Here is a 26,640-nt window from a genome sequence, read left to right as displayed (position 1 = left end):
TTCATTTTAATTCCCTAAGTACCCTAACTTAATTCAGCAGCGCTGTTAAATCATCCACGATTTGCTGTGGATGGCAATCTGCAATATTTTCACCATGATTATAACCATAGCTAACCACAATACAATCTATACCCGCCCGTCGTGCGGCTTCAACATCATTGACTGAATCACCGATCATCAACACTTGTTCTTTAGTCACCTGATAGTGATCCACACAATGTAAAAGCTGACGTGGATCTGGTTTACGCTCAGTAAAACGATCTCCCCCAATGGTGTCATCAAAATAATGATCCATGGCAAGTGTTTTTAGAATCATACGAGCAGGTTGTTCAGGCTTATTGGTTACACAGACCAAAATCTTATTTTCTGATTTTGCCCATTGTAAAAATTCAATCACACCATGAAATGGTCGAGTATCTACACATGGATCGGCATTGTAGATTTTTAAAAACGTCGCCAATAAATGCTGATGCTGTGCAGCTTCAACTTTTCCTGTGAGATGTTTTAATACACTCTCACAAAACAGGGATGTACCTTTACCCACCCAATTACGTACTTGCTGCTCAGTCACCAAAGGCAACTGCAATGCATTGAGACTCATGTTCATTGAACGATATAAGTCGAATGCCGAATCTACTAAAGTGCCATCTAAGTCAAATAAGATAACTTTACGCGTATCAAGTTGTGCAACAGACATCAAAACCCTCTTCTCTTTTTCGCAGCCATAAAAAAGGCATGCGTATTAGCATGCCCTCATTGTAAACAATAGGCTGCTTATTTAAACAATACCCATGCAACAATCGCGAAAATGATTAACACAATGATTGAGATCAAACCCACAGATGCATTTTTTTGTTGCTCTTTAGCTTCTTCAACGCGTGAAATCGGCTGCTCAACAGGGATTGGTGTCGGCTCAGGCTTAACCGCACTCAAATCAACACCTTCTGGAATTGGTGCCGGTTTTGGTACACCTACATTCGTCGGCATACCATCACGATTTAACTGCACAGATGCATCACGTTCTTTCAGCTCAGGCATGCCCTGATCATTCATTTCACGTGCTGGATTTTTTTCTGCAACTTCTTCAATCACTTTTTCAGCAGTTGCTTCGAGTTCAGGCTCAACCTGAATATCTTGAGCAGGTGCAAGGACACTAAACTTAAGACTGGCGAATTGAACAATATCACCTTCTTTAACTTCTGCTTCTGTCTCTAGGCGCACATCATTCAGGAATGTTCCATTTGATGAACCTAAATCTTGTACCCAAAGTGCCTGATCTTTTAATAAGAAAGCAGCGTGTTTACGTGAAATCTCAGCAGCCTGTAAAACAATATCTGCAGCCTGATGACGCCCCACCAACATATCGCGATCTATACTAATTTCTTGTCCAGTAATCTCGCCACTAATGGCCTGAATTTTCCAAGTCATGAAATCTCTTACTCTTTCATCTTTTTCATCATCATAGCATGGCTTAAATCAATGCCGAATGCCTTAGTTTTTTGGTTTCAGTGTTGTGGTCGTCACCGTATTTTTGGTTCTTTCCACTTGTTGTGCTGGCTCTATTGGATAGGTCTGTACTACAGGCTCAATCGCTACAGGCGTTGCTAAGGTTGTTGCAGCAGGTGCACTTGGGACTGTTTGATACGGCGATGTACGCGGCACATTCGACACAGGAATACGCTGTTGATAAATATCTTCTACATTTTCCGGTAATTTCGCGAAACTGCCATCGCTATCGAGTGCCAATTGCAAGCTATAGAGCTGACTATAGCGCTGCTGCGATAGCTGACGCACATCGTTTTTATCTCCGACAATCGTTGGGTGAATAAAGATCAAGAGATTGCGTTTCTGATTGGCTTTTCCTTCAGAACGGAATAAACGACCTAGACCCGGAATGGCACCAAGACCCGGAATAGCTTGACGACCAAAGGTCGTGTTGTCTGAAATCAGCCCACCGAGTACTACCGTTTGACCATGCTCTGCGAGAATCGAAGTTTTGATGGCACGCTTACTGGTGACTAAGTCTGAGGCTTGCCCTTTATCACGTGCAACTGCAGACACTTCTTGCTCTACTTCTAAGCGTACCGTGCCATTTTCACCGATATGCGGCACAACTTTAAGTGTCACACCGACGTCTTTACGTTCAATCGTGGTATACGGATTAGCAACACCTGTCGAACTTGTGGATAGCGAGCCTGTCACAAATGGGACATTTTCCCCGACCACGATATAAGCTTCTTCATTGTCCATGGTCACAATAGAAGGTGTCGACAATAAATTGGATTTTGTCGTTTCTTTCAAGGCTTGAATCATTGCACCATAGAGCTTACGTGATCCATTCGCACCTTCGCGATAGTCACCCACCACCAATGAAGCACCAGTTCCCACCTGCGCAGCTGCACCTGCAGCACCGCCAAGCACATAACCTGAAGCTAAACTTTTTAAGCTTGCACCGATATTGTCGAAATTAATTAGACCAATGCCACTGCTGATGTCACCAAGTGCCCATTGCACACCTAACTGGTCGCTATCATTGCCTTCAATTTCAATGATCGCCGCTTCAATCAACACTTGCTGACGACGCACATCAAGTTGAGAGATTGCAGATTCAATTTCACGCATGAGCTGCGGATCAGCTTTTACCACAATCGAGTTTTGTGCGGTATCTGCAATAATACTCACGCCATTGGCATTAAAGCTACTGATAGTATTCTCGGTATTGCTAGACCCTGTATTGAGTTGAATACCGCTGCTAATCCCATTACTCTCCGTACTGGTATTTGAACCAACATTGGTCAACGTGTTGACGCTATTATTCGTGCTGTTAGTGCTCGTACCACTTGTAGATACTGCTTGTCCTGAAACCAAACCCTGTAAAATTTCAGCAAGATTTTTGGCACTGGCATATTTAAGACGGAATACTTTTAGCCCGCCTAAACGATCAGCAGCAGGAATATCTAAAGTTTCGATCATCTGACGAATGCGTTTACGCGTCGCTGGATCACCTTTAATCAAAATCCGATTGGTTCGATTATCTGCAATAAGGCGAACTCGTGAACCACGTACATCTTTCGAAGCACCCGTTGCGCTCATACTATCGAGCAAACCAATAATTTCTTCCGCCTGACTGGACTGTAATGTCACGGCTTCAATATCATTTTGACCTGTACCATCTAGGTTACGAATGATGGTTTCAAGTTGGTAAATATTACTGGCGCGATCAGACACAATCAGCGCATTGGTCCCCGGGACTGCAGCCAAATGTGCAAACTGTGGCATCAATGGTCGAAGTGCAGGAATCAAGTCATTCGGGTTGGTATTTTGCAGCCAGATGACACGCGTTACGATTTGATCGCCCGTTGCGCGCTGTCTCGCATCAAATGGAATGCCTGAGCTTTTAACATTGCTATCAGGAACCAATTTCACCATATTACCCGATGGAATGGCGACCACACCATTGACATTTAAAACCCCCAAAAACAGGTCATAAACTTCATTTTTATTTAATGGTTTATTTGAAATAACGGTCACATTGCCACGTACTCGCGGGTCTACCGCAAAGTTTTTACCCGTAATGTCTGCCACTTCATTAATGAAAGCAGCAAGATCTGCATCACGTAGGTTAATTTTCCACGTCTGTGCATAGCTTGCAGTACTGACCATCGCCACAAGCGGTGCTGCTACACAAAAGGCCCAAGCTGATCGATTGTTATTAAATAAAGCCATAAACTTTGGTGTTTCCCAACCTTATATGTGACGAGACATCACTTTAAATCCTGTTGTATGGTCATCACTTGATCACCACGTTTAATTTCTAATTTCACTTGGCCTTCTCGACGCGCTTGTTCTAATAGCTGCGTTTCAGATTGCCCATTGCCCATGGTGCGACCATTGAGCGATAAAATTCGGTCACCAGGTCTTAGCCCTAAGCGATTTCTTAAAATAGCTGGTGTACGCGCAGAGACTTCATAACCTTCTGAAGAGGCTGACACGCCCATATTCTGCATATATTGATCACGGTTTTCATTCATCTGCTGAATAGCACGGCTGATCTCATTTTGCGGAGAATTTGTTTGTTCTTGTGGCGAAGATTCTGTCGTTTCAGGTGCATTGAACGCTGATCGGTTCGAGTTATTCTGGCTATAAGGCTGATTCAATCCATGTTCCAAACCTTTAAAATTTAAGGTTTGGGTTGCGCCAGAACGTTGTCTTAACACCACACGATCCCAATAAACTTCTGCCAACTCATACCCCGTATCTCCCAACGCCTCACCCACTCTAAAGCGATCAGATGAATCTTTATATTTAATCACGGCTGATGAATATTGACTGGGTGTAGCAATCATCACACCTTGCAAGATCATATCGGTTAGATTTGATACCGCAGAAGGGCTTGCTTGCTCTTGGAATAAAGAAAAGGAACTGATATTAGGAATTTGCGCTTGTTTAGAACCTAATTCAACACGCTCAACTTGCATAGGTTGTGTTGGTGCAACCAGTAGCCAAAATAATGCCGCCAACTTCCACATCAAATACAAAATCAGAATAAGTAAACACAAGGGCCCAAGTTGATTCAATTGGCGAACATCAAACTCTTTCAAGCGATCTAAATTCAATGCCATTAGTTCATCGCCCCCATGAGTGGTTGTCGAGTACTAATCACAAAAGTATCTAAGCCCGCATTACCTTCGTAAGAGGGAACATTGAGTAATAAACGCTGAGTCAGTTGCACATCCAACATCAAATCGGCATCCAACTTAATATTCATCATCTTTTGTTCACGATTATCACGAACATCAATCAACAGCTGTCCATTTTCATCTGCCATTTGTGCCGCCAAGACTGGGACATTCATACGTTCCTGACGCTGAGCAAAGGTATAAAGCAATTCCCCACCTGACCACTGCATATCACCCACTGCATCATTAAAGCCTTGTTGTTTTTTATACTTTAAGCTGACATTTGAAAATTGAATTGGATTGGTCGGCCACTGCCAGTCGGCTATGCTTTTAAGCGTTTCAGGCGCAAGTTGACCCTGTAGATCTTTGAGATGTAAGGTTTTCCCCAAACCATAACTCACGATACCTGATATTTTGGTATTTCCACTATGCACATCAATATTGGCACCCGTGCGCAGCAATAAGAAATCCAAAGGTCTTAACTGCCAATTTAAACTACCGTTTAGATTACCCTTTTTCCAATCTGCACTTCCCTGCCAAATATTGCCATTTACATTGTGCACCACCTGATTATTTTTATAAAACTTTGCAATCAACCATGCTGCCGGAACTTGCAAGACGACAAAAATAAAAAAAGCACCTATGGCGAGTATCAACCATTTGAAAGTATTAGGTTTGTTATTCATGCCACCACGACCGACATATCAATGATCAATCCCTGCTTATCATATTTTCGTTATACACTGACATTATGCATACTTTTTACTCTTCGCCAATTCGTAAACATAAAAAAACCAAGCAAAATTGCTTGGTTGATCAAGTCAGACCAAGACAATCCTATCTTGGTCAAGCTGATTAAAAATTTTGAATTAAATCAAAAAGTCTTCTAACTTCGCGCCTTTCTCAAGCTCTGCCACTAACCAGCGTGGTTGTTTACCACGACCTGTCCAAGTGTCAGATTTATTGGTTTTGCTGCGGTAACGAGGTTCAACCGCTTTACGAGAACTCTTTTTACGCTTCGTAGCACCATATTCTAAAAGTTGTTCAATTGATAAACCAACTTTCTCTGCAATACTTAATACTTGCGTATAGGCTTCTTCAATTTCTTGGTCTTTTTTAGACGCAATAAGTGCTTCAGCTTCAGCTTGTAGACGCTTTAATTCTTCAACAGATAAATTTGTAATATCTGGCATAATTCTCTCCAAAAAAATAACATTATTTGTTTTATAAATAACCTGCCCATGATATTTATATTAAATAAAACATTCAATAAAAAACTGAGCAGTCACAACAATATTAAATATAAAGCATTACAAAAATATTATAGTTTTTAATTCCTAGAGATTATTCCCCACCGATGATTCAAGATTTTTAATGGTTTTAACAATCGCATCTGGGATTTTAATTTTTTGCATGGTGTTTTTATCTACACACACCAATACAGCTTCAGCCTGAGCCACAATCTCATTTTGAATTTTACTAAACAGTAAATAATGCATTCGAAAAGCACTATTACGAAGTTCTTCAATTTGAACTCCAATACTCAATTGATCTGGATAAACCACAGGCTTTAAATAATGACATTGATTGGTTAAAACTACCGTAAATAATGGCAAATCTAAAATTTTCAGATGATCCAAATACGCTAGTCGTGCACTTTCAATATAACGGTAATACATGACATTGTTGACATGACCAAAAGCATCCATATCTCCCCAAGCCACTTGTTGCTCATATACTACGGGGTATTGTGATAGTTCCTTCATCACTGGTTCCTATATTTTTATGTTCAGAAAATTAATATTTGATTCAAACACACGATTTAACTCTTGTACTAAGGCATCATTACCTTGCAATGCTGATTTAACCCTTAAATAGCTCATGCGTACATCATCAGGGTATAAAGCAAGTAATTGCTCTGCCTCTTGTATACGCCCTGTTGCTTGGTAAATGTGCCATTTTGCAAAAGTTAAGATAGGCAGCGCAGGATATTTATTTTCCCATTTAGTAATTTGCTGCTCGACTTTTTCGTATTCAGGCATTTGCTTTAATAATTGTTGCTGGAACCATAGATAAAAAACATCAGCATTAAATTGTTGTTCTAATAAATGTACCGCTAATTGCTCATGCTCAACACTCATTTCTGGCATTCTAAATAATAATTTGAGCCATAAAATTTTAACGGAGTAATCGCGTTCAAAGACTTGATCACCCAAATCCAAATAACGTTGTTTTAAATATTCTAAGTCTTCAGAAGATGCCTGATCAAAATTAATCAATATTTGTTGAAGCCAATTAATTTTAACCTGATGATCTAAATGTCCATATTTGGTAGAACGTAAATATAACCATGGATATTGCTCAGCAAATACACCCCATAAAGTGGTTACACGTTGTTCATAGGCTGTTTTGACTTGATATAACCAAGGTGAAAGCTCATGTTGATTTATAAATTCTAAATGCGTTAAGGCTTTTTCGCCCTCTTGTTGAGCTAAATAAATTTCAATACGTTGTATTTCCGCTAGCTCAAACGCCATTGGATTGGAACTGTTTAATAAATCTAAGGCTTGATTAAAATCTTGATGACCTACTTTTAATCGGGCATGAATCACATCTTTTAATAAACCCGATTCTTTAAATGACTGTTGAATAAAATCACGTTGATCTTGCGCTGCATTTAGCAGCCATACAACTGCCAATTGCTCATAAGGGTGTAAATTATTAAAGCTGATCACAGTTTCACTTTTGCGCTGTTCGCGGCTTAAATAACGCTTTGCGCTATACCACAACATCTGCATGGTAAAACTGAGTAAGAAAATCAGAACAAGCAAAACCCAAAGATTGGTTTGAAGCTGATATTCACGCCAATATAAATACACATATCCAAAACCATAGCCATAACTGAGTAAACTGAGTAAGGCAACTGAAATCAAACCCACAAATAAATAAGCAAGGAGAATTTGCTTCATGCTAACCTCCAATCAACGTGCGTGTACTTAAGTTAGGTAACGGCAATACAGGGCTCGATTTAATAGTGTTTAGCTGTTCAATCCATCGCTTGCTTTGTGCATCGGGTAAGGGTCTTAATACTTCAATCACGCTATCTACAGCTTTGGCAAATGGAATCTGCTGACCTTGTTGTAAGGTATTTTGCGCCATGACCAATCGTAGCTGTGCTTCTTTCAATACAACAGCACGTTGCATCAATACTTCGCTCGATTTATTCGCAGGCTCAATATGAATTAAGCGTTTCCAAAATGAGCTTTGTTCTTGTGTATTCGATTGATAAGGCTTGGCGAGTTCTTGGCTGATCTGTTGATCCACTTTTCGGAGCAATTCTTTCAATTTATTATTTTGATCAATTTGGGTTGCAGCATACTGTTTCAGCATGATCCGATCTTTGGCAATCACTACCTGCAAACTTTCACGCATCGCAGCTGAGAATTCATAATCCACTAAGCTACGTTCCATCTGATTTAACTTATCAATCGCAGTCGCATATTGTTGTTGCTGTAAGGCAAACTCAATTAAATCTAATTGCTGACGAACCAAAGCGGCGTCATCTATCAAATTTCTGCCCGATGTTGACGCATTCGCATCTGATGAATTCAGGGTCTCCCCACCCATCACTCGACGCTTGAGTGATGCAACTTGATCGTTCAAATTATCATTCTGCGCCTGAACTTGCGCCAACGTTTGCGTTAATGCAACTTGCTGCTGATTTAAACCATATACATCAAAACTGAGTTTTGCCACCCAAACTAATGCAATACCAATAATGATCCATACGATTTTTTTCATGACATCCCTTGTACATTTGCTAACTGCTGCAAGATAGTTTCTGGCTGTAAGTCGTGAATTTCAGTCCATCCTAAAGCTTTATATGGTTGCATCGCTGCTGCAACAATCGCACTTAGCCGTGAACCCAAAACCAAATAATACGCTTTTTCAATCAATTGAGGATATTTTTTCATCATTGACAGCCAATTCAGCCAACTTGCTTCACTGGTAATGAGTACGCTAAAGCTAGATAACTCATTTAAAGATTCGAAATGATGATCTATCACTGTGCTTGCTTGCATAGGACATTGGCGGTGATATAAAACCAAGTTTAAAACCCGCATATTGAGCTGCTTAAGATGATCCATCATAAACAGTCGACCACCCTCGCCGCGCCAAAACGCAATGCAAGCCCCAGCATTTAATGCTGTTAAAATCGGTAAATTCAACATACCCTCGGAAGTTTCCACTTCCGGCACATGACTCTCGATTCCATATTTTTTCAAACAAGTTGCTGTCGCTTGTCCCACGGCAATCCACTGAATATGCTTCAAATCGGATAGTGAAAGATTGGCTTGGCTGAGATATTCCATGCCAATATTTACTGCAGTTGGGCTGACCACAACAATGACTTGAGCATCTTGAATCTGTTGATACAGCCCATGCAATTCGTTCGAAAATGGCTGCTTAACCAGTTCAAGCAAGGGCACTTCAAGCACATCAATCTGTGCCGCCTGCAATGCTTGGGTCAGCGAAGCAGCACGTTCTGATGGTCTCGTATTGATGAATAACATAAGGGCTTTGTTATTGATAAAGCGCTTTTAAAAGATCACCTGCACCTTGAGCAAGTAATTCCTGTGCAAGCGCTACACCGAGTTCTTCAGCATCATCAATCTCTGCTTTAAGTTGTGCTTTCAGTAAAGTTGTCCCATCGACACTTCCCACACGCCCTTCGATGGCAATTTTCCCATCCTGTAGAGTCGCATAACCCGCAATTGGAACTTGGCAACCACCTTCCAAATAAGCATTAAAGGCACGTTCTGCACGAACACATGCATTTGTTTCTGGGTGAAGTAATGGAAGAATCAGATCTAGAACAGCCTGATCATTAGCACGGCACTCCAAACCGAGTGCTCCTTGACCTACTGCAGGCAGACTTACTTCAGGCGCAATGCTATGACGAATACGTTCAGCCAATCCTAAACGTTTTAAACCTGCACTTGCCAAAATAATCGCATCATATTGACCTGCGTCTAATTTGGATAAACGTGTTCCCACATTACCGCGTAGATCAATAATCTCTAAGTCAGGACGCTGTTTTAAAATTTGACTTTTCCGACGTAGGCTCGATGTACCGACTTTTGCGCCCTGAGGGAGGTCATCAAAGTGTGCATAGGTATTTGACACAAATGCATCAAGTGGATCTTCACGTTCACAGATCACTGCGAGGCTTAACCCTTCAGGCAAAGCCATCGGCACATCTTTCATCGAATGCACGGCAAGATCAGCGCGACCATCTAAGAGCGCTGCTTCAAGTTCTTTAACAAAAAGTCCTTTACCGCCAATTTTGGCAAGCGGTGTATCGAGGATTTTATCGCCTTGCGTTACGAAGGTGACCAACTCGACTTTGAGATCGGCATGTAATTGTTCTAAACGTGCACGGATATGTTCTGCCTGCCAGAGTGCCAGCGGACTTTGTCGAGTCGCAATTTTCAGTGTCTTCATAAATTCTAACAAAGCTAAATAAGAACGATAGTGTAAACTTAACCACCTCACTTTAAAATGCAAGTGAATTTATGCAAGTTCACACCATCTGCTTTATTTAATTAAAGTTTATGAATGCGTTCACGCAAGATAGGCAAATGGCGACGACTCACGGCTAAGCGTTCTTCAAGTTCACGGCAGCGAACCTGATACTGACCCGAGCTGACAACTTCAAGTCCATCCAGATAACTCACCGACACCAAAGCATTACGGTGAATCCGAATAAACTTTGAACCGAATTCTTGTTCTAAATCTTTGAGTGTTTCATCAATTAAAACACTGCCATTTTTATGACGTACGGTGACATACTTTTGATCCGCTAAAAAATAGTAAATATTTTCAACCGGAACGAGTTCCACCCCACGATAAGTTTTTGCCGCAATCTGATGGCGGCTGATATTAAGTTCTTCCATATTTTCTTTTTGTTTTAACTGGCTCATCTGAGCTTGAGTAAGTTTAGTAATATGCTCTAATACCTGTTGCAATTCCTGTTGCATCACGGGCTTCAACAGATAACCCTCAGCATTGGACTTAAATGCATCCAAAGCATGTTGATCATATGCTGTACAAAAAATAATGGCTGGCATTGGCTCAAGCTGACGTAAATGCTGCGCGCAGGTCAATCCATCCATTTCTGGCATTTGAATATCGAGTAAGATGACATCGGGTTCGTATTGATGAGCAAGATCAATGGCTTGCTGACCATGTGTCGCAGTTGCAACCACATGATGCCCCAACTGAGTCACTAAACGTGATAAACGCTCAATCGCAAGAGGCTCATCATCACAAATTAGGATGTCCATTTATCCTCCTTTTCCAGTCATTATCATGACTTCTTATTTACGCTTTTCGCAATTATTTTTATTTATATCGGTATTGCACCACCGTCGTAAACATCCCTTCGCCGGCAAATGTTTGAAATACCATCGTTGGGCCATAATAAGCCTTTAAACGCTGCTTTACATTTTCAACTGCAATACCATGCCCCTTTTTAAACGTTTTATGATCCACTGTATATGGATTTGTTATGATGATATTCGTTTGATTTTGCAATATTTCAATCAATATGCTTATCGTACTCTTTGTTAAAATTTTTTCAACTCCATGGAAAATACTATTTTCCAATAAAGGTTGTAAAGTCAATAATGGGATTTTGACTTCTGAGTATTGATCTTTATTTTCAAGTTTCCATTCCACATGGAGCCGATCCCCCAAACGCATCTGTTCAATGTCTAAATAACGCTGACACAATTCGATCTCTTCTTTTAAGCTAACCAGCTTTAATTCCTGAAAACTGGCCCGAAACAATCTCGATAAATTGAGTAGCATCTGCTCAGCTTTATCCGGATCGATGCTAATCAGACTAATCACACTATTTAGACTATTAAACAGAAAGTGCGGCTGAATACGCGCTTGCATGGCTTGAATCCGAGCATTCAACTCACTCAGCTGTTGTCTTGACCATTGCTCACGTAGATATAAATAGCGAAAACAAAACGTCCCCAATAACATGCCAAAACTTAAGTGCATGCCCACTCGGTGAAAGACCACCTCTGTGGTTAATGTTTGAAGATTAAAATTCACCCCAAAATGCATCAATACATTCAGACTTACCGTCGTCACCAATACGATACTTTGTAGCAGTATAAATCCTGCAAACATTGCCCAATGCACTTTAATTTTTTTTAATAGATTATTTGAAGCTTCGACCAAAGAGGCAAAGGACAGCAATACCCAATTGATATACAGCATATACTGAATGAGGTGAGTTGCATCGAGATTCTGCCAAGTCTGCGCTTCAGCAAGACTCAGCACCATGGCCAAGATATTACCTGCAATGACCAGTTCTAATAAGTAGCGCCAATTGCCAATTTGACTAAAGAAATATGAATAGTTTTTCTGCCCCATAAGATTTGTAAAAGATTGATCAGATGAGACTTCGGCAATAGCCGCTGAATTTGCTATACTCTTTTTCGTTCTACTGCTTTTGATCTTATTGAGCCGACATGACCACATCTTCTAATTCCTCTAATCCATCACAAGCCCAAACATCGGGTATGTGGGGCGGTCGTTTTTCTGAAGCGACTGATGCTTTTGTTGCTGAATTTACAGCATCTGTACAATTTGACCAACGTTTTTATAAACAAGATATTGCTGGTTCGATTGCACACGCAACCATGCTTGCAAAAGTTGGTGTGCTCACTGAACAAGAACGCGATGACATTATCGAAGGCTTAAGCGCAATTAAAGCCGATATTGAAGCGGGCAATTTCGAATGGCGCATTGATTTAGAAGATGTGCACATGAATATTGAGTCACGTTTGACTCAACGTATTGGCATCACAGGTAAGAAACTACACACTGGTCGTAGCCGTAACGACCAAGTGGCAACAGACATCCGTTTATATGTACGTGATGAAATTGATGCCATCTTAAAATTATTGGAAAAACTTCAAAAAGGTATTTTGGGCTTAGCTGCAAAAAATACCAATACGATTATGCCGGGCTTTACTCACCTTCAAACTGCACAGCCAGTGACATTTGGTCACCATTTGATGGCTTGGTTTGAAATGTTGGTACGTGACTCAGAGCGTTTAATTGACTGCCGTAAACGTGTTAACCGCATGCCACTTGGTTCTGCTGCACTTGCAGGTACAACGTATCCAATCGACCGTGCCTATACTGCTGAACTGTTAGGTTTTGAAGCCGTTGCTGAAAACTCACTCGATGCAGTATCTGACCGTGACTTCGGTATTGAATTTAATGCTGCTGCATCTTTAATTATGATGCATTTGTCTCGTATGTCAGAAGAAATGATTCTTTGGACATCAGCACAATTCAAATTTGTGAACATTCCAGACCGTTTCTGCACCGGTTCTTCAATCATGCCACAAAAGAAAAACCCAGATGTACCTGAGTTAATCCGTGGTAAAACTGGTCGTGTCTATGGCGACTTAATGAGTCTACTTACACTCATGAAAGGTCAACCATTGGCTTACAACAAAGATAACCAAGAAGACAAAGAACCATTATTCGATGCAATCGATACCGTGCGTGGTTCATTGATGGCATTTGCAGACATGATTCCTGCGCTTGTACCAAACATTGAAATTATGCGTGAAGCTGCGCTTCGTGGTTTCTCGACTGCGACTGACCTTGCAGACTATCTTGTTAAAAACGGCGTAGCATTCCGTGATGCACACGAAATTGTCGGTAAAGCGGTGGCACTTGGTGTTCAAGAAAGCAAAGACTTGTCTGAGTTAACACTTGAACAGCTTCAACAGTTCTCTGACTTGATTCAAGCCGACGTATTTGAAAAAGCATTAACACTTGAAGCTTCAGTGAATGCACGTAACCACATCGGTGGTACTGCGCCTGCACAAGTTGAAGCAGCAATTCAACGTGCCTATGCACGTCTTGAAAAGCTTTACGCTTAATATTCAGTTCAAATTGGAGTTTTGATATGTCTCGACAAGTTTTTTGCCGTAAGTATCAACAAGAAATGGAAGGCTTAGACTTTGCACCCTTCCCTGGTGCAAAGGGCCAAGAATTGTTTGACACTGTGTCTAAACAAGCTTGGGGCGAATGGTTAAAGCACCAAACAACGTTAATCAATGAAAAACGTTTAAATGTGTTTGAACCTGATGCTAAAAAATTCCTTGAAGAACAACGCGAAAAGTTCTTTAGCAATGATGAATCATTGGAAAAAGCCGAAGGTCTAAAGCCTGAGCAAGGATAAGCAGAGCACTGCTCTGCCCTTGCGCAAGACGAGAAGCTAGGCTTCGAGTGAAATTTGAAGCACTGCCTTATTTTCTGCGAGACAAGCAGCTATGCTGCGCGTAGGCTTTAGCCTAAAAAGAATCTCTATCTTTGGAGGTTCTTTTTTTATGGGCTCCTCTAATAATTACGCAAGACGAACACCAAAGGTGTGCGTAGGCTTTAATCTGAAAGAATCTCTTTCGAGGCTCTTTGTATTGGAACAAACACTGCTCCGCCACGCTGCAAGAGCTAAAGCTATGTTTTAGATAATCAAGACATGCGAAGCAAGAAGTTTTAAATATCAAAAAGGAGTCTGTAAAGGCTCCTTTTTTATTACCCTAATCTTTTATAACCAGCATTCTTTTCATACCTGTATCACCCTTTCTTATTTTAAACTTCTAATTTGTATCAAAATAATTAAATGTAAATTTACCCTACATAGCTCGTTATAAACCACAACATTAGTCTACAAGAAGCCACATGACTAAAAAATTCATGCCCTTATAATGACTATCAAGAAGATGGCAACATCTTTGTATAATAGCGATAAATATCCCGATTTCCCCCAGTTCTTCCCCCAAAGGACTGGGTATTTTTTTGCCTTAATTTTTTTGAGCTATAAAAAAAGCCCCTTTTAAAAGGAGCTTTTTAAAGAATTCGAACTTAAGGCTGTTTCAGATACGGCCAAGCCGCTTTTAAATAAATCATCATTGACCACAAAGTTAATACTACAGCCGTGTACAACAAGGCATAGGCCAACATTTCAAGTGGCGGCCAATTCAGCAAAAAGACTGAAATTGCGATCATCTGAAAAGCTGTTTTATATTTACCTACAGTGGATACTGCAACGCTGGTACGTGCCCCTAACTCTGCCATCCATTCACGAAGTGCAGATACAGTAATTTCACGTGAGATAATCACAATCGCTGCAAATGCCATCGAAATGGTCGGTTGCCATTGCACTAAAACAATTAATGCCGCTGCAACCATGAGTTTATCAGCCACAGGATCAAGAAAACGCCCAAATGCTGAGGTTTGATTGAGTGTACGTGCAAGATAACCATCGAACCAATCTGTCACCGCAGCAATCACAAAAATACCGGTCAGTATTAAGTGGCGAGTCACATTCGGTGCTGCATCATTAATTCCCACTGCTGGCGGAAAATAAGCCACCAATAAAAACACTGGAATTAAAACGATACGCGCTAAGGTTAAGATGTTAGGAATATTCAGGATACGACCTGTAGTCATAGACACCGCCAATTGTTCCCCTCATGAACGATGAAAATGCACACCTGAAGTGAGCTAAGATCCATCATGAATAGGCTTCACTTTATACGAATTGCCTTGCAGTGTCACTAGGCAAACACCGTCACTGTTTGTCGCGCTATCGCGATTAAACGATTTTGATCATCCCAAAGATAAGCATGTTCTGTTGAATACCCTTCTGCCGCATAATCTGTAAATACTTTATATTTAAGCCAATCTTGAACATTTGTTTGCAATGGATGTACATAAGTGACATGCCATGTCAGTGAACTTGCTGGTGCCATTTGACGATACATCGGTAAAACACCAGGTGGCCACATATCAAACGCGACCATCAAATCAGAAACCGTCATTTCGCGGTTTTCATGCAGTTCAGGCGCAAATCTAAAGTAGCCACCGAAATCTGGCTCAGCACTTACGGTACATGGATATTGCCCTTCAGCCCATGCCATCTGCATCTGCTTAAAACACTCAGGTGCCAACGGATTATGCTGAACCAAATGTAGTTCTGACAGGTCAGGATACTGCGGCGCTTGTTTTTCACGCTTTACCACAATACTGGAATCACGATGTGTGCCAAAACTAGCGATAAGAATAGTTTGTACAGCATCATCTTGCCATAACCGTACTTCAATCGTGGTGACAGATTTACCCTGACGTAATATCTCTGCGGTCAGCTTGGCAGGTGCACGTTGTACAGGTCCCACAAAGGTGACACTACAGCTGAGCAACTGTTTACTGTCATCCTGAATAGTACTGACCGCTTTATGCATCAGCATACCGGCCACCAGTCCGCCATAAATGGTTCGACCTTGTGACCATCCCTCAGGAATATCGACAACATCCTGCTGTTCAATTTGTGCGTAAATCGGAATCAGTGACATAGCAATCCTTGGCTTTTCAAAACTCCAACTATGATCAAATAAAAATCAGCTGATTTAAATGATCAATGACTCATGCGTCAGTGAGCACTTTTGCCAGTTTTTACTTTCAAGCATTACTCATGCAGGACTTTATAGATGGTTCGTGCCATTACATCACCTAAGCCAGGTACGACTTTTAAATCATGTTCAGACGCTTTCAGTACGCCTTGAATGCCACCAAAATGCGTCAATAAATCACGACGGCGTTTCGGCCCTAATCCGGGAATGACCTCCAAAATAGAAGTACTACGTTTCTTATCACGCTTCGCACGGTGCTTGGTAATCGCAAAGCGATGCGCTTCATCACGCACCTGTTGAATCAAATGTAAGGCTTTATGATCTTCAGGTAATTGAATTTTAGTGCCATCCGTAAAATGCAGCGTTTCAAGTCCCGGCTTACGTCCTTCACCTTTGGAAACACCGACCATAAAGGCATCTTCGAGACCTAACTCTTGCATGACTTCCATCGCCATATGCAGTTGCCCTTTACCCCCATCAATCAAGAGTAAATCTGGCAACATGGCTTTTTTATAGCGACGTGTTAACGCTTGACGCATCGCGGCATAATCATCACCTGCGGTAATATCATTGATAGAAAACTGACGGTAATCACGCTTGCGAATACCACCACTGTCAAAGACCACACACGATGCCACGGTTTCTTCCCCCATGGTATGAGAGATATCAAAGCATTCGATACGATCGATTGGTCGTCCAACCACTTGTTCAAGCTGATGGAACCGTTCATTCAATTCAAAGTGATTTGCCAGTTTGGATTTAATCCCATGCTGCACATTCATCTGTGCCAACTCTAACCATTCGGCACGGGTTTCACGCACATTGGATTTGATCTGAATTTTCTTTTCAAAATGCTGTGACAATGCCTGTTGTAAATCTTTTTGATCAGCCACTTCAACATTGACGATCAGTTCAGCGGGAATTTCATCTGCCACTTGGAAATAAAAGTTGGCAATAAAATCATGCAACATTTGCCCAAGATCATCACCCTGCATATCAGGAAAATAACTCTTACCACCGAGCATTTTACCGTTACGTACATGCATGATTTGCACACAGGTCACACCGGCTTGATAGGCAATCGCAAGAATATCGGCTTCACCTTTGACTTTGTAAATCGCTTGTTGTGCCTGCACATCGCGCAGCAAACCCATCCGATCGCGGTAGAACACCGCTTTCTCGAACTCGAGTTTTTCTGCGGCTTCTTCCATTTTAGCAATCAGCTCTTGATTTAATTCTTTGGTATCCCCTTGTAAGAAACGAATCGAGTTTTGCACATCTTCTTGATAATCCTCAGGTGAAATTAATCCGACACAAGGGGCTGAACAGCGTTTAATCTGATACTGCAAACATGGGCGTTTACGCTGGGCAAAATAACTGTTTTCACATTGGCGCACATTAAATAATTTTTGTAGCACGACCAAGGTATCACGTGCGTTATAAGCACTTGGATAAGGTCCAAAAAACTTACCCACCTGATGCTTGCCTTTACCACGTCCTGAAGCAATCCGTGGATAAGGTTTATCTGATGAGACAAAGATATAAACATAGGACTTGTCATCGCGCAGCATGATGTTATACGGCGGACGATGTAGCTTAATCAGGTTCTGCTCAAGTAACAGCGCTTCAGTTTCAGAACGTACCACCAAGGTCTGAATATCATAGATTCGTGCCACCAAAGCCTGCGTTTTCGGGTGCTCTACAGTTTTGGCAAAATAGCTCGACACACGGTTTTTAAGATTTTTAGCTTTGCCCACATACAGCAGTTCACCATCCTTGCCATACATACGATACACCCCGGGTAAGGTGGTCATATTGGCCAAGATTTTTTCAATATGCGGACGTGCGTTTTCGTTCACCGTAAACCTATGCAGCTGCTCTGATGATATGCAGATAATGTGATGGTTTCTGTGGCATTTTCAAGCAATGACACAAAATTCCTCTGAACTATTTACGCAATGCTGCATCTGATTGAATGATTCATATATTGATTGATGTTTTCTAACAATGACTTGATTGCTAAAAGCTATAATTTTCAAGTTTTAACTTTGCTATGCTGATTTAGTTCAATCCTGAGGTTTGACCCATGACCGCGCCCAATCACGTGATCGCTCCTAAAGCCGCTATACAATCAAATAATACCCTTTCAGAACGTGATCGTTTGATGATTCAACCGCGTTTTCACTTTGAACCGCGTGAAGTGATGGCGTTGTTGCGCGAACGCATTATTGGACAGGATGCTGCATTAAATGAAATAGAAAAAATGCTGCATGTGGTCAAAGCCGATTTCTCTAGTCCTGAACGTCCGTTGTCGGTGACACTCATGCTCGGCCCAACCGGTGTAGGTAAAACCGAAACTGTACGCTTAATTGCTGAAGCCATTTATGGGCGTCCAGATGCTTTTTGCCGCATAGATATGAATACTTTGGCACAGGAACATTATGCGGCCGCACTGACCGGTGCGCCTCCTGGATATGTGGGTTCTAAAGAAGGTCATAGCCTGTTCGATGAAACTGCGATTGCTGGCTCACATACCCGCCCCGGCATTATGCTCTTTGATGAGTTAGAAAAAGCCTCGAATGAAGTCATTCGTGGACTGATGAATGTCTTGGATACAGGTCGCTTAACCTTAACCGCAGGGACCAAAACCATCGATTTTCGCAATTGCATGATCTTTATGACCAGTAATGTCGGTGCACAGGCGGCTCAGCAATATCTCGACAAATTGAATTATTTACCTGAAAAAGTGCAGCAAATCTGTTTAAAACGCATGCCTACAGAAAAAATCATTTCTAAGGTGATGCAGCGTAAATTTGATCCTGAATTCTTAAACCGCATTGATCGCACCTTACATTATCAAGCGGTACAAAACGATGCGCTGCCTCGTTTGGTCGACATTGAGCTGAGCAAACTCAATCAACGCTTACAACATCAAAAACGTCAGATTCAGCTAACTGACCGCGCCAAAGCCTATTTCTATCAAGACCATGACATTCGTTACGGCGCACGCCATTTGGCTCGCAAAATCCGTACCGAACTTGAACCGATACTCGCAATTTATTTTTTACAGCATCCTGAACAGCAGCAGCTACATTTGGACTATGTGGATGCCACATGGAAAATAAACGAGCCTTCCTAGTTGCTAAAGCGGCAATCGCTCTATTTGGTTAAATGCGGTATCGCCTGCTGTAAGTGCTGTATGAACATCTGCTGTTTCTTCGGTGAAATGATCACAGATCGGGTTTGATCCTGTTCAAGATATTCTATTTTCAACCGATCTAAGGACAAGGCAGGCGCAGTGACAAAGTAATTAGTTTTGCTCACCGATTGAATATTTTCTAAAGGAATCTTCCAATTAAAAAATAGGCTACGAATATACAAATGATGCGAGTCAATGCGATAGGTGGTATTTAATAACGGCCACCAGATCAGAACAATAGTAAGTAAATAAACTGCCGAATGAATTGGATAGTGCAGCAAGGTTCCTCGTGCATACATGGTCAGCAAAAGTTGTATCAGTAAGCCCGATAAACAAATGACAAATGCCACCACCCACCATTCTTTTTTTGAACCAAATCGCTGCATAGATGCCTCCACGTTTATTGCATTCTAGCGTGAAAGCGTTAAGAGTATAAGATACCCTTAAAAATATTATGGAATTCATTTTATGCGGCTTCGTTGAAGCGGTTTAATGACCTATTTTCTGGCTTTTTTTGATCTGATACATTTTATTGTCTGCGGTCGCAATTAAACGTGCTCCATCCAGATATCCTGTTTTTTCATCGGTTTGATGTACACCGACACTTAAAGTGACAGGATTTTTTAAATGTTCAATTTGACTCATGACCCGAGGGATAAAACTTTCCTGTGCACTTTGCTCAGTACAATTCGGTAAAATCACCAAAAATTCATCGCCACCATAGCGGAAACAATAATCTTCCTCACGCGCATATTTCTTCAATGCCTGTGCAACAGCCTGAATGACTTCATCTCCATATAAATGTCCAAACTCATCATTGAGCTTTTTAAAGTCATTAATATCTATAAATACAACGGTGAGTGGCTGGCGTTGTTGCTGCGAACGGTAAAGCACTTCATTTAAAATCACCATCAAGTTGCGCACATTGAGTAAACCTGTCAGCGGATCAATACTCGAGAGTTTTTCCATCTCCTGCGCATGCACCCCTAATGCCATCGCATATTCTTGTAATTTATCCTTAGAACTGTTCACTTTATTCATGAGACTCCACACATAAGTCTCAAATATCAAGGTCATATCAAACATAAACAGTTTCTCTAAACTATTTAGAGTTTGACGTAATAAATGTCGCTCAGTAATGGTGGTTTTAATGAAATCGAATAAATGCGTTTTGAGATGATGCATCGCCGCCAAGTAAAACTGCGGCTCTACCCCAATACGTTTATACACCACACCAATTCTCAGCCGAGTGTTAACATAAATGCTGTCATAACAACCACTAAACAAATCGAGAATATATTGATGCTGCGCCACTTTCAGCCGTGCCAAAGTATCTGCATCACCAATTAAAGTATTAATTTCGGGAACCGATGTCTGAAAGTCATAAAACTTCGCAATCATGTGTTCCAGCTCAGGTTCCACAATGCTACGCACACGTGACAATGCCAGCAGCTCAGTTTCATCCAAGCCCAACAATTGCTTACGCCGCTCAATATCGAGCAGTGAAATCTGCATTTGCTGCATTAAGGTTTGATCGGTTGGTTTCATACGCGCACTTTTTTGTTTTGAACTGAAACAGCCAGCGTCGAATGATGCAAAGAAAATATATTAAAACTTGCACAACATTGTTCACAGCAAAAAACGATCAGTGTCCTGTTTAGCAACCAAACCTATACAAAAGCTCAAACTGTTTTGATCAGAAGCATGCATGGGCATCAAAGAAGATTGAAAAATGAGACTCAATTGACTTTTTTGACAGCCATTAAAAATCTATTCTGCTTGAAATGTAATGTTTACACCCAATATATAACGCCATGCTTCTGCAAAAATAATGAATCGAAACAAAATCTTTCGATCATTTCGCAAAAACTAAGCTACGGCTTAAGACATAGCAGGCATCGTGGTCTTGTCAAAAATAGATGACCCTTGCGTCACGGCTTGATACAACTTGTTATGTTCTTTTTCGCTATAGTTATCGTAAGATTGGCGAAGCATAAATATGCGCAGGAATCGCGCATAACGCTTCACAACATCAACTTAGAAGTCCTCCAAAATAAAGGAGATCAGGCATGATCCACGCTGGCAATGCCATTACCGTCCAAATGCTTTCGGACGGAATTGCAGAATTCCGCTTTGACTTACAAGGTGAGTCGGTCAACAAATTTAACCGTGCAACGATTGAAGATTTTAAAGCTGCGATTGAAGCAGTAAAAAATAACACTGAGATCAAAGGTTTAATCGTAACCTCTGGCAAATCTACGTTTATCGTAGGTGCGGATATTACCGAATTTGGCGCGAACTTCGCACAAGGCGAACAAGCGATTGTGGACTGGGCACTGCCTGTTCATGACATCTTCAACTCATTTGAAGATTTAGAGATTCCTAAAGTTGCTGCAATCAATGGTCAAGCATTGGGTGGCGGTTTTGAAATGTGCCTCGTTTGTGACTACCGTGTGATGTCAGAAGCGGCTGCAGTTGGCCTACCTGAAATCAAACTCGGTATCTTCCCGGGCTTCGGTGGTACAGTTCGTTTAAGCCGTGTGATTGGTATCGACAATGCTGTTGAATGGATGGCAATGGCGAACCCGAAAAAGCCTGCTGCTGCACTGAAAGACGGTGCTGTTGATGCGGTGGTTGCTGCAGACAAACTTCAAGATGCTGCGATTGACCTTGTGAAACAAGCAATCTCTGGTCGTTTAGACTGGAAAGCAAAACGCCAAGAAAAATTAGAGCCTGTAAAACTCAACATGCTTGAGCAAATGATGGCGTTCAATACAGCGAAAGGTGCGGTACTTGCGAAAGCAAACCCTGCTCAATACCCTGCACCAAAATTGATGCTGGATTCTTTACAAGCAGGTGCAAGCCTTCCACGTAACGACGCATTAAAAGTTGAAGCGCAAGGCTTTGCAAAAGCTGCGGTAACTCCACAAGCAGGTGCGTTGATTGGTTTATTCATCAACGACCAAATCGTGAAGAAAACTTCGAAGAAATATGAGAAAGGTGCACACCCTGTCAACCAAGCGGCTGTTCTCGGCGCAGGGATCATGGGTGGTGGTATTGCTTACCAAGCGGCAAGCAAAGGCACACCAATTATCATGAAAGACATTGGTAACCCACAACTTGCTTTAGGTATGAAAGAAGCGAATACACTTCTGACGAAACAAGTTGAACGCAAGAAAATGAAGCCTGCGCAAATGGGTGAAACCCTTGCACGTATCCGTCCAACTCTAAGCTATGATGAGTTTAAAGAAGTGGACATCGTGATCGAAGCGGTGACTGAAAACCCTAAAGTTAAGGGTATCGTACTGAAAGAAACAGAAGCAAAAGTGCGTGAAAACACCATCATTGCTTCTAATACATCTACGATTTCAATCACACGTTTGGCTGAAAACCTAGAGCGTCCTGAAAACTTCGTGGGTATGCACTTCTTTAACCCTGTTCACATGATGCCATTGGTAGAAGTGATTCGTGGTGAGAAAACGTCTGCTGAAGCAATTGCAACGACTGTCGTGCTTGCTCAAAAAATGGGTAAAACACCAATCGTTGTCAACGACTGCCCGGGCTTCCTTGTGAACCGTGTCTTGTTCCCTTACTTCGGTGCATTTGACCTATTACTGAAAGATGGTGCTGACTTCCAGCAAATCGATAAAGTAATGGAAAAATTCGGCTGGCCAATGGGCCCTGCTTACTTGATGGACGTTGTCGGTATTGATACTGGCGTTCACGGTGCAGAAGTGATGGCAGAAGGTTTCCCTGACCGTATGAAGCCTGACTTCAAAGGTTCAATCCAAGTCATGTACGAAAACAAACGTCTTGGTCAAAAGAATGACGTTGGTTTCTACAAATACGAATTGGACAAGAAAGGCAAGAAAGCCAAAGTGGTTGATCCAACTGCGTACGAGCTTGTGGCTTCTGTTGCAACATCTGAAAAACGTGAATTTGATCCTCAAGAGATCATTGACCGTATGATGCTTGCGTTCTGTAACGAAACTGTTCGTTGCCTAGAAGACAACATCGTGGCGACACCATCTGAAGCAGATATGGCGATGATCATGGGTGTAGGTTTCCCTCCATTCCGTGGCGGTCCATGCCGTTACATTGACCAAACAGGTGTAGCTGAGTACGTTGCGCTTTGCGACAAATACGCACACTTAGGTAAGGCTTATGAAGCGCCACAAATGTTGCGTGACATGGCTGCTAACAACAAAAAATTCTACGGTTAAGGAGCAACGTGAATGGCTACTTTAAATCCACGTGACGTTGTCATCGTTGATGGCGTACGTTCAGCAATGGGTAAAACCAAAAATGGTATGTTCCGCAATGTACGTGCTGACAGCCTTTCTGCTGAACTTGTACGTGCACTTGTTGCTCGTAACCAGTTTGATGTCAACGAAGTTGAAGACGTGATCTGGGGCTGTGTGAACCAGACCCTAGAGCAAGGTATGAACATTGGTCGTAACATCGCGTTATTGGCTGATTTACCTAAGACTGTTGCAGGTCAAACGGTAAACCGTCTGTGTGGTTCTTCTATGCAAGCAATCCACACGGCTGCTGCACAAATCATGACAGGTCAAGGCGACGTGTTCATTATCGGTGGTGTTGAGCATATGGGTCACGTAGGCATGATGCACGGCATCGACCTGAACCCAGAAGCATCTAAGCACTATGCAAAAGCGTCTAATATGATGGGCTTAACCGCTGAAATGTTGGGTCGTATGAACGGCATTACGCGTGAAGAACAGGATGCGTTTGGTGTGGAATCTCACCGCCGTGCTTGGGCTGCAACTCAGGAAGGTCGTTTCAAGAACGAAATTATCGGTATTGAAGGTCATGATGCTAACGGTTTTAAACAGCTTTGCGACATCGACGAAGTAATTCGTCCTGATGCAAACCTTGAAGCATTCAAAGCATTACGTCCAGTATTCGATCCGAAAGGTGGTTCTGTAACTGCTGCAACGTCTTCAGCGTTGTCTGATGGTGCTTCTGCAATGTTATTGATGTCTGCTGAACGTGCGCAATCGCTTGGTCTTAAGCCACGTGCTGTAATTCGCTCTATGGCAGTTGCAGGTTGTGATGCTGCGATCATGGGCTTTGGTCCTGTTCCTGCAACGCAAAAAGCATTGAAACGTGCTGGTCTTAAAATTGAAGACATGCAAACCATCGAACTTAACGAAGCATTTGCTGCACAAGGCTTGTCAGTGCTTAAAGGTTTAGGTCTTTATGAAAAACAAGACATCGTGAACTTGAACGGTGGTGCGATTGCGCTTGGTCACCCATTGGGTTGTTCTGGTGCGCGTATCACGACTACGCTTCTAAACGTAATGGAGCAACAAGATACGCAAATCGGTCTTGCAACGATGTGTATCGGTCTTGGTCAAGGGATCGCGACAATCATCGAACGTGTTTAATTCTTAAATACCTCGATAAAGGAAACCCCGCTTATTGCGGGGTTTCTTTTTTATAATTATCAGAAGAATAGCGTTTTATAACTAAAAACATCAGAAATGATATTAAAAATATCACAGCTATTATCTTCAAAGTTACCCTGAACAATTCCCGATAACATATCTGCAAATTGTAAATTCGAACACTGATCACTTGGAATCGGATTGGTAATTAGCCGTGTTTTAACCTGTTTTTGAAACCACAATTCAGTTTGTAAATAGTCATGTAGGCTATTACCACTTTCCACTTTTATTGATCTAGGATCTGGAATAAAATGAACAATTTCAGCACGACTCATTTCATTTAAATAAGCCATTTTAATCATATAGTTATATAATTTATTTGCATCAGAACGAATATGCGGTAAAACATTCTTTTTTTTGACAGTAATCGAAATAAATCTAATCTCAGCATGATCTAAAACAAGTTTTTTTGCTCTATATGCAAAATCTTTACGTTCCTCATTAGTCATTGCCGACCATTTTTTCTCTATCTTAGGATTCCACTTATTTCTTTTATAAAGTTTTTTTATGAATCTTTTGGGAATATGAGTGAGTTCACTAGGAACAACTAATGCCGCTATCGTTAAGTATTTACTAGATCCACCATGTCTATAAGGCTTATCTAATGTCCACCCCAAATCACCACTTTCATCTAAATATATATTTATATTCATAAATTTAAGGCAAAAAAAAGTGCGACCCCTAGGACTGACGCCAATTAATGACGCTAACGATACTCATAAGAGCGTCGCAGTTAGACTAGGATTTACTCGCACATCGATATTATAAGGAATACTGTCAAAAAAACAATAGGTCAATAACAAATCAAATGTGTGTTTTACACACAATATCACAATGCTAACACTTGATAAATAATGACCTATCAATAACAACAAATTGAATTAAAAGTAATCTTTAATAATAGCTGTAAAAATCTAATAGCATACATCCACAGCAAAGCAGCAACGAAACTCAGCGCATAAATTCATTATATTAAAACAATAAACTTTGCTCTCCCCTGTCGCTGAGAACAACTCAATGTATAAAATTAAAATCAGCTATTACCTAATTTTCTGACATTTTGACTTTGCTATTTAAATTCACGTCAGGGGTTCTAAATAAAGATAGCGTTGTTTAATGAATATAAGAATACCTACACCAAACATAGGTTTGGCATGATCTCAATGTTATCCCTTTGTAAAATTAGTTGAATATTCAACCATTAAAACCTTATTCATCATCAACTTAAATCTCATAAGCGTATCATATCGCCCGATACATTCTCCTTTCTCCAACAGGGCGTACAATGAACATGCTTAAAACTATCCTTGCAACTGCAATCGTTGCCACTTCTGCATCTGCTATGGCTGCTGAAATCGTATCTCCTGCTGCTGCCCTTAAAGCTCAAGTAAAAACTGTTGCGGCTCAAACAGCTCAACAAGCAGCTGCACCTGCTCAAGCAAAAGTTGAAGCTGTAAAAGCTGAAGCAAAAACAACTGCTGCTAAAGCAGAAGCTGAAAAACAAGCAGCAATGGCAAAAGTAGAAGCTGTGAAAGCTGCACCTGCTGAAGCAAAACAAGCTGCTGAAGCTAAAGTTGAGGCTGTAAAAACTGAAGCAACAGCACAAACTGCTGAAGTAAAAGACGCTGCTGCTGAAAAAGTAGAAGCTGTAAAAACTGAAGCTGCTGAAAAAGTAGAAGCGGCAAAAGCTGCACCTGCTGAAGCTGCTGTAAAAGCAACAGAAAAAGCTGAGAAAAAAGGTTTCTTCTCTTGGTTTAAAAAAGCATAAGTTAACGCTTTAA

At 41.3% G+C, this 26,640-nt stretch carries 25 protein-coding genes; 6 read left to right on the top strand and 19 right to left on the bottom strand.

Annotated features, from left to right (window positions below; genetic code table 11):
* Positions 1 to 28: 28 nt before the first annotated feature.
* From A3K93_RS00765 to A3K93_RS00705, 13 genes are all read right to left on the bottom strand, one after another.
* Positions 29 to 697 carry a phosphoglycolate phosphatase gene (locus A3K93_RS00765; protein ID WP_067728029.1) on the bottom strand — a complete coding sequence of 223 codons (669 nt, stop codon included), beginning with the start codon at positions 695 to 697 and terminating at the stop codon, positions 29 to 31.
* 77 nt (positions 698 to 774) lie between these two features.
* Entirely contained in the window at positions 775 to 1,428 is a 654-nt protein-coding gene (locus A3K93_RS00760; protein ID WP_067728027.1) for an FHA domain-containing protein, read from the bottom strand.
* Between the two features lie 63 nt (positions 1,429 to 1,491).
* The gene (gene gspD, locus A3K93_RS00755) at positions 1,492 to 3,726 is read right to left on the bottom strand and encodes a type II secretion system secretin GspD (protein ID WP_067728025.1); all 2,235 of its coding nucleotides are present in this window, start codon (positions 3,724 to 3,726) and stop codon (positions 1,492 to 1,494) included.
* Positions 3,727 to 3,764: 38 nt separating this feature from the next.
* Entirely contained in the window at positions 3,765 to 4,622 is an 858-nt protein-coding gene (locus A3K93_RS00750; protein ID WP_067728023.1) for a type II secretion system protein N, read from the bottom strand.
* Positions 4,622 to 5,365, bottom strand: coding sequence for a type II secretion system protein N (gene gspN, locus A3K93_RS00745; RefSeq protein WP_067728022.1), 744 nt, complete (start codon positions 5,363 to 5,365; stop codon positions 4,622 to 4,624). Before gspN ends, A3K93_RS00750 begins: the two co-directional genes overlap by 1 nt.
* 183 nt (positions 5,366 to 5,548) lie before the next feature.
* Positions 5,549 to 5,875 carry an H-NS histone family protein gene (locus tag A3K93_RS00740; RefSeq protein WP_067731632.1) on the bottom strand — a complete coding sequence of 109 codons (327 nt, stop codon included), beginning with the start codon at positions 5,873 to 5,875 and terminating at the stop codon, positions 5,549 to 5,551.
* 141 nt (positions 5,876 to 6,016) lie between these two features.
* On the bottom strand, positions 6,017 to 6,445 hold the full coding sequence (locus A3K93_RS00735) for an acyl-CoA thioesterase (protein WP_067728021.1): 429 nt from the start codon (positions 6,443 to 6,445) through the stop codon (positions 6,017 to 6,019).
* A gap of 9 nt (positions 6,446 to 6,454) precedes the next feature.
* Positions 6,455 to 7,648, bottom strand: coding sequence for a hypothetical protein (locus A3K93_RS00730; RefSeq protein WP_067728020.1), 1,194 nt, complete (start codon positions 7,646 to 7,648; stop codon positions 6,455 to 6,457).
* A 1-nt stretch (position 7,649) separates the two neighbouring features.
* Positions 7,650 to 8,480, bottom strand: a complete 831-nt coding sequence (locus A3K93_RS00725; protein WP_067728018.1) for a hypothetical protein — start codon at positions 8,478 to 8,480, stop codon at positions 7,650 to 7,652.
* On the bottom strand, positions 8,477 to 9,253 hold the full coding sequence (locus A3K93_RS00720; protein WP_067728016.1) for a uroporphyrinogen-III synthase: 777 nt from the start codon (positions 9,251 to 9,253) through the stop codon (positions 8,477 to 8,479). Before A3K93_RS00720 ends, A3K93_RS00725 begins: the two co-directional genes overlap by 4 nt.
* A gap of 10 nt (positions 9,254 to 9,263) precedes the next feature.
* Positions 9,264 to 10,184 carry a hydroxymethylbilane synthase gene (hemC, locus tag A3K93_RS00715; protein WP_067728014.1) on the bottom strand — a complete coding sequence of 307 codons (921 nt, stop codon included), beginning with the start codon at positions 10,182 to 10,184 and terminating at the stop codon, positions 9,264 to 9,266.
* A gap of 101 nt (positions 10,185 to 10,285) precedes the next feature.
* Positions 10,286 to 11,026 (bottom strand): LytR/AlgR family response regulator transcription factor, encoded by a 741-nt coding sequence (locus A3K93_RS00710; protein WP_067728012.1) that lies wholly within the window; start codon positions 11,024 to 11,026, stop codon positions 10,286 to 10,288.
* A 58-nt stretch (positions 11,027 to 11,084) separates the two neighbouring features.
* Positions 11,085 to 12,239, bottom strand: a complete 1,155-nt coding sequence (locus A3K93_RS00705) for a sensor histidine kinase (RefSeq protein ID WP_067728010.1) — start codon at positions 12,237 to 12,239, stop codon at positions 11,085 to 11,087.
* On the opposite strand from A3K93_RS00705, the gene argH reads away from it, so the two are divergent.
* Positions 12,230 to 13,660, top strand: a complete 1,431-nt coding sequence (gene argH, locus A3K93_RS00700) for an argininosuccinate lyase (protein ID WP_067728008.1) — start codon at positions 12,230 to 12,232, stop codon at positions 13,658 to 13,660. The two genes, A3K93_RS00705 and argH, sit on opposite strands and share 10 nt — an antisense overlap.
* 26 nt (positions 13,661 to 13,686) lie before the next feature.
* Positions 13,687 to 13,962 (top strand): oxidative damage protection protein, encoded by a 276-nt coding sequence (locus A3K93_RS00695; RefSeq protein ID WP_067728006.1) that lies wholly within the window; start codon positions 13,687 to 13,689, stop codon positions 13,960 to 13,962.
* A 683-nt stretch (positions 13,963 to 14,645) separates the two neighbouring features.
* Here the strand turns inward: A3K93_RS00695 and pgsA are convergent.
* The 3 genes from pgsA to uvrC all read right to left on the bottom strand — a co-directional run bounded on the left by pgsA (position 14,646) and on the right by uvrC (position 18,051).
* Positions 14,646 to 15,233, bottom strand: a complete 588-nt coding sequence (gene pgsA, locus A3K93_RS00690) for a CDP-diacylglycerol--glycerol-3-phosphate 3-phosphatidyltransferase (RefSeq protein ID WP_067728004.1) — start codon at positions 15,231 to 15,233, stop codon at positions 14,646 to 14,648.
* A gap of 107 nt (positions 15,234 to 15,340) precedes the next feature.
* Positions 15,341 to 16,135 (bottom strand): thioesterase family protein, encoded by a 795-nt coding sequence (locus A3K93_RS00685; RefSeq protein ID WP_067728002.1) that lies wholly within the window; start codon positions 16,133 to 16,135, stop codon positions 15,341 to 15,343.
* 113 nt (positions 16,136 to 16,248) lie between these two features.
* Positions 16,249 to 18,051, bottom strand: coding sequence for an excinuclease ABC subunit UvrC (uvrC, locus tag A3K93_RS00680; RefSeq protein WP_067728001.1), 1,803 nt, complete (start codon positions 18,049 to 18,051; stop codon positions 16,249 to 16,251).
* 227 nt (positions 18,052 to 18,278) lie between these two features.
* Between uvrC and A3K93_RS00675 the strand changes: the two genes are divergently transcribed.
* Positions 18,279 to 19,331: an AAA family ATPase gene (locus tag A3K93_RS00675; protein ID WP_067728000.1), complete on the top strand. Its 1,053-nt coding sequence runs from the start codon at positions 18,279 to 18,281 to the stop codon at positions 19,329 to 19,331.
* 20 nt (positions 19,332 to 19,351) lie between these two features.
* On the opposite strand, the gene A3K93_RS00670 is transcribed toward A3K93_RS00675, so the two are convergent.
* Positions 19,352 to 19,777, bottom strand: a complete 426-nt coding sequence (locus A3K93_RS00670) for a PH domain-containing protein (RefSeq protein ID WP_067727999.1) — start codon at positions 19,775 to 19,777, stop codon at positions 19,352 to 19,354.
* A 103-nt stretch (positions 19,778 to 19,880) separates the two neighbouring features.
* Positions 19,881 to 20,939 (bottom strand): GGDEF domain-containing protein, encoded by a 1,059-nt coding sequence (locus A3K93_RS00665; protein WP_067727998.1) that lies wholly within the window; start codon positions 20,937 to 20,939, stop codon positions 19,881 to 19,883.
* Between the two features lie 521 nt (positions 20,940 to 21,460).
* On the opposite strand from A3K93_RS00665, the gene fadB reads away from it, so the two are divergent.
* Positions 21,461 to 23,614 carry a fatty acid oxidation complex subunit alpha FadB gene (gene fadB / locus A3K93_RS00660; protein WP_067727997.1) on the top strand — a complete coding sequence of 718 codons (2,154 nt, stop codon included), beginning with the start codon at positions 21,461 to 21,463 and terminating at the stop codon, positions 23,612 to 23,614.
* A gap of 12 nt (positions 23,615 to 23,626) precedes the next feature.
* Positions 23,627 to 24,799, top strand: a complete 1,173-nt coding sequence (gene fadA / locus A3K93_RS00655) for an acetyl-CoA C-acyltransferase FadA (RefSeq protein WP_067727987.1) — start codon at positions 23,627 to 23,629, stop codon at positions 24,797 to 24,799.
* 59 nt (positions 24,800 to 24,858) lie between these two features.
* Here the strand turns inward: fadA and A3K93_RS00650 are convergent, their stop codons facing one another.
* Positions 24,859 to 25,512 (bottom strand): DUF3800 domain-containing protein, encoded by a 654-nt coding sequence (locus A3K93_RS00650; protein WP_067727986.1) that lies wholly within the window; start codon positions 25,510 to 25,512, stop codon positions 24,859 to 24,861.
* Positions 25,513 to 26,144: 632 nt separating this feature from the next.
* Between A3K93_RS00650 and A3K93_RS00645 the strand changes: the two genes are divergently transcribed.
* Positions 26,145 to 26,627 (top strand): hypothetical protein, encoded by a 483-nt coding sequence (locus A3K93_RS00645; protein ID WP_067727984.1) that lies wholly within the window; start codon positions 26,145 to 26,147, stop codon positions 26,625 to 26,627.
* Positions 26,628 to 26,640 lie beyond the last annotated feature (13 nt).

It is taken from the genome of Acinetobacter sp. NCu2D-2 (assembly GCF_001647675.1).
Taxonomy (GTDB): domain Bacteria; phylum Pseudomonadota; class Gammaproteobacteria; order Pseudomonadales; family Moraxellaceae; genus Acinetobacter.
Note: the sequence above shows the minus strand (reverse complement) of the source record. Positions and strands in the feature narration are given on the sequence as shown.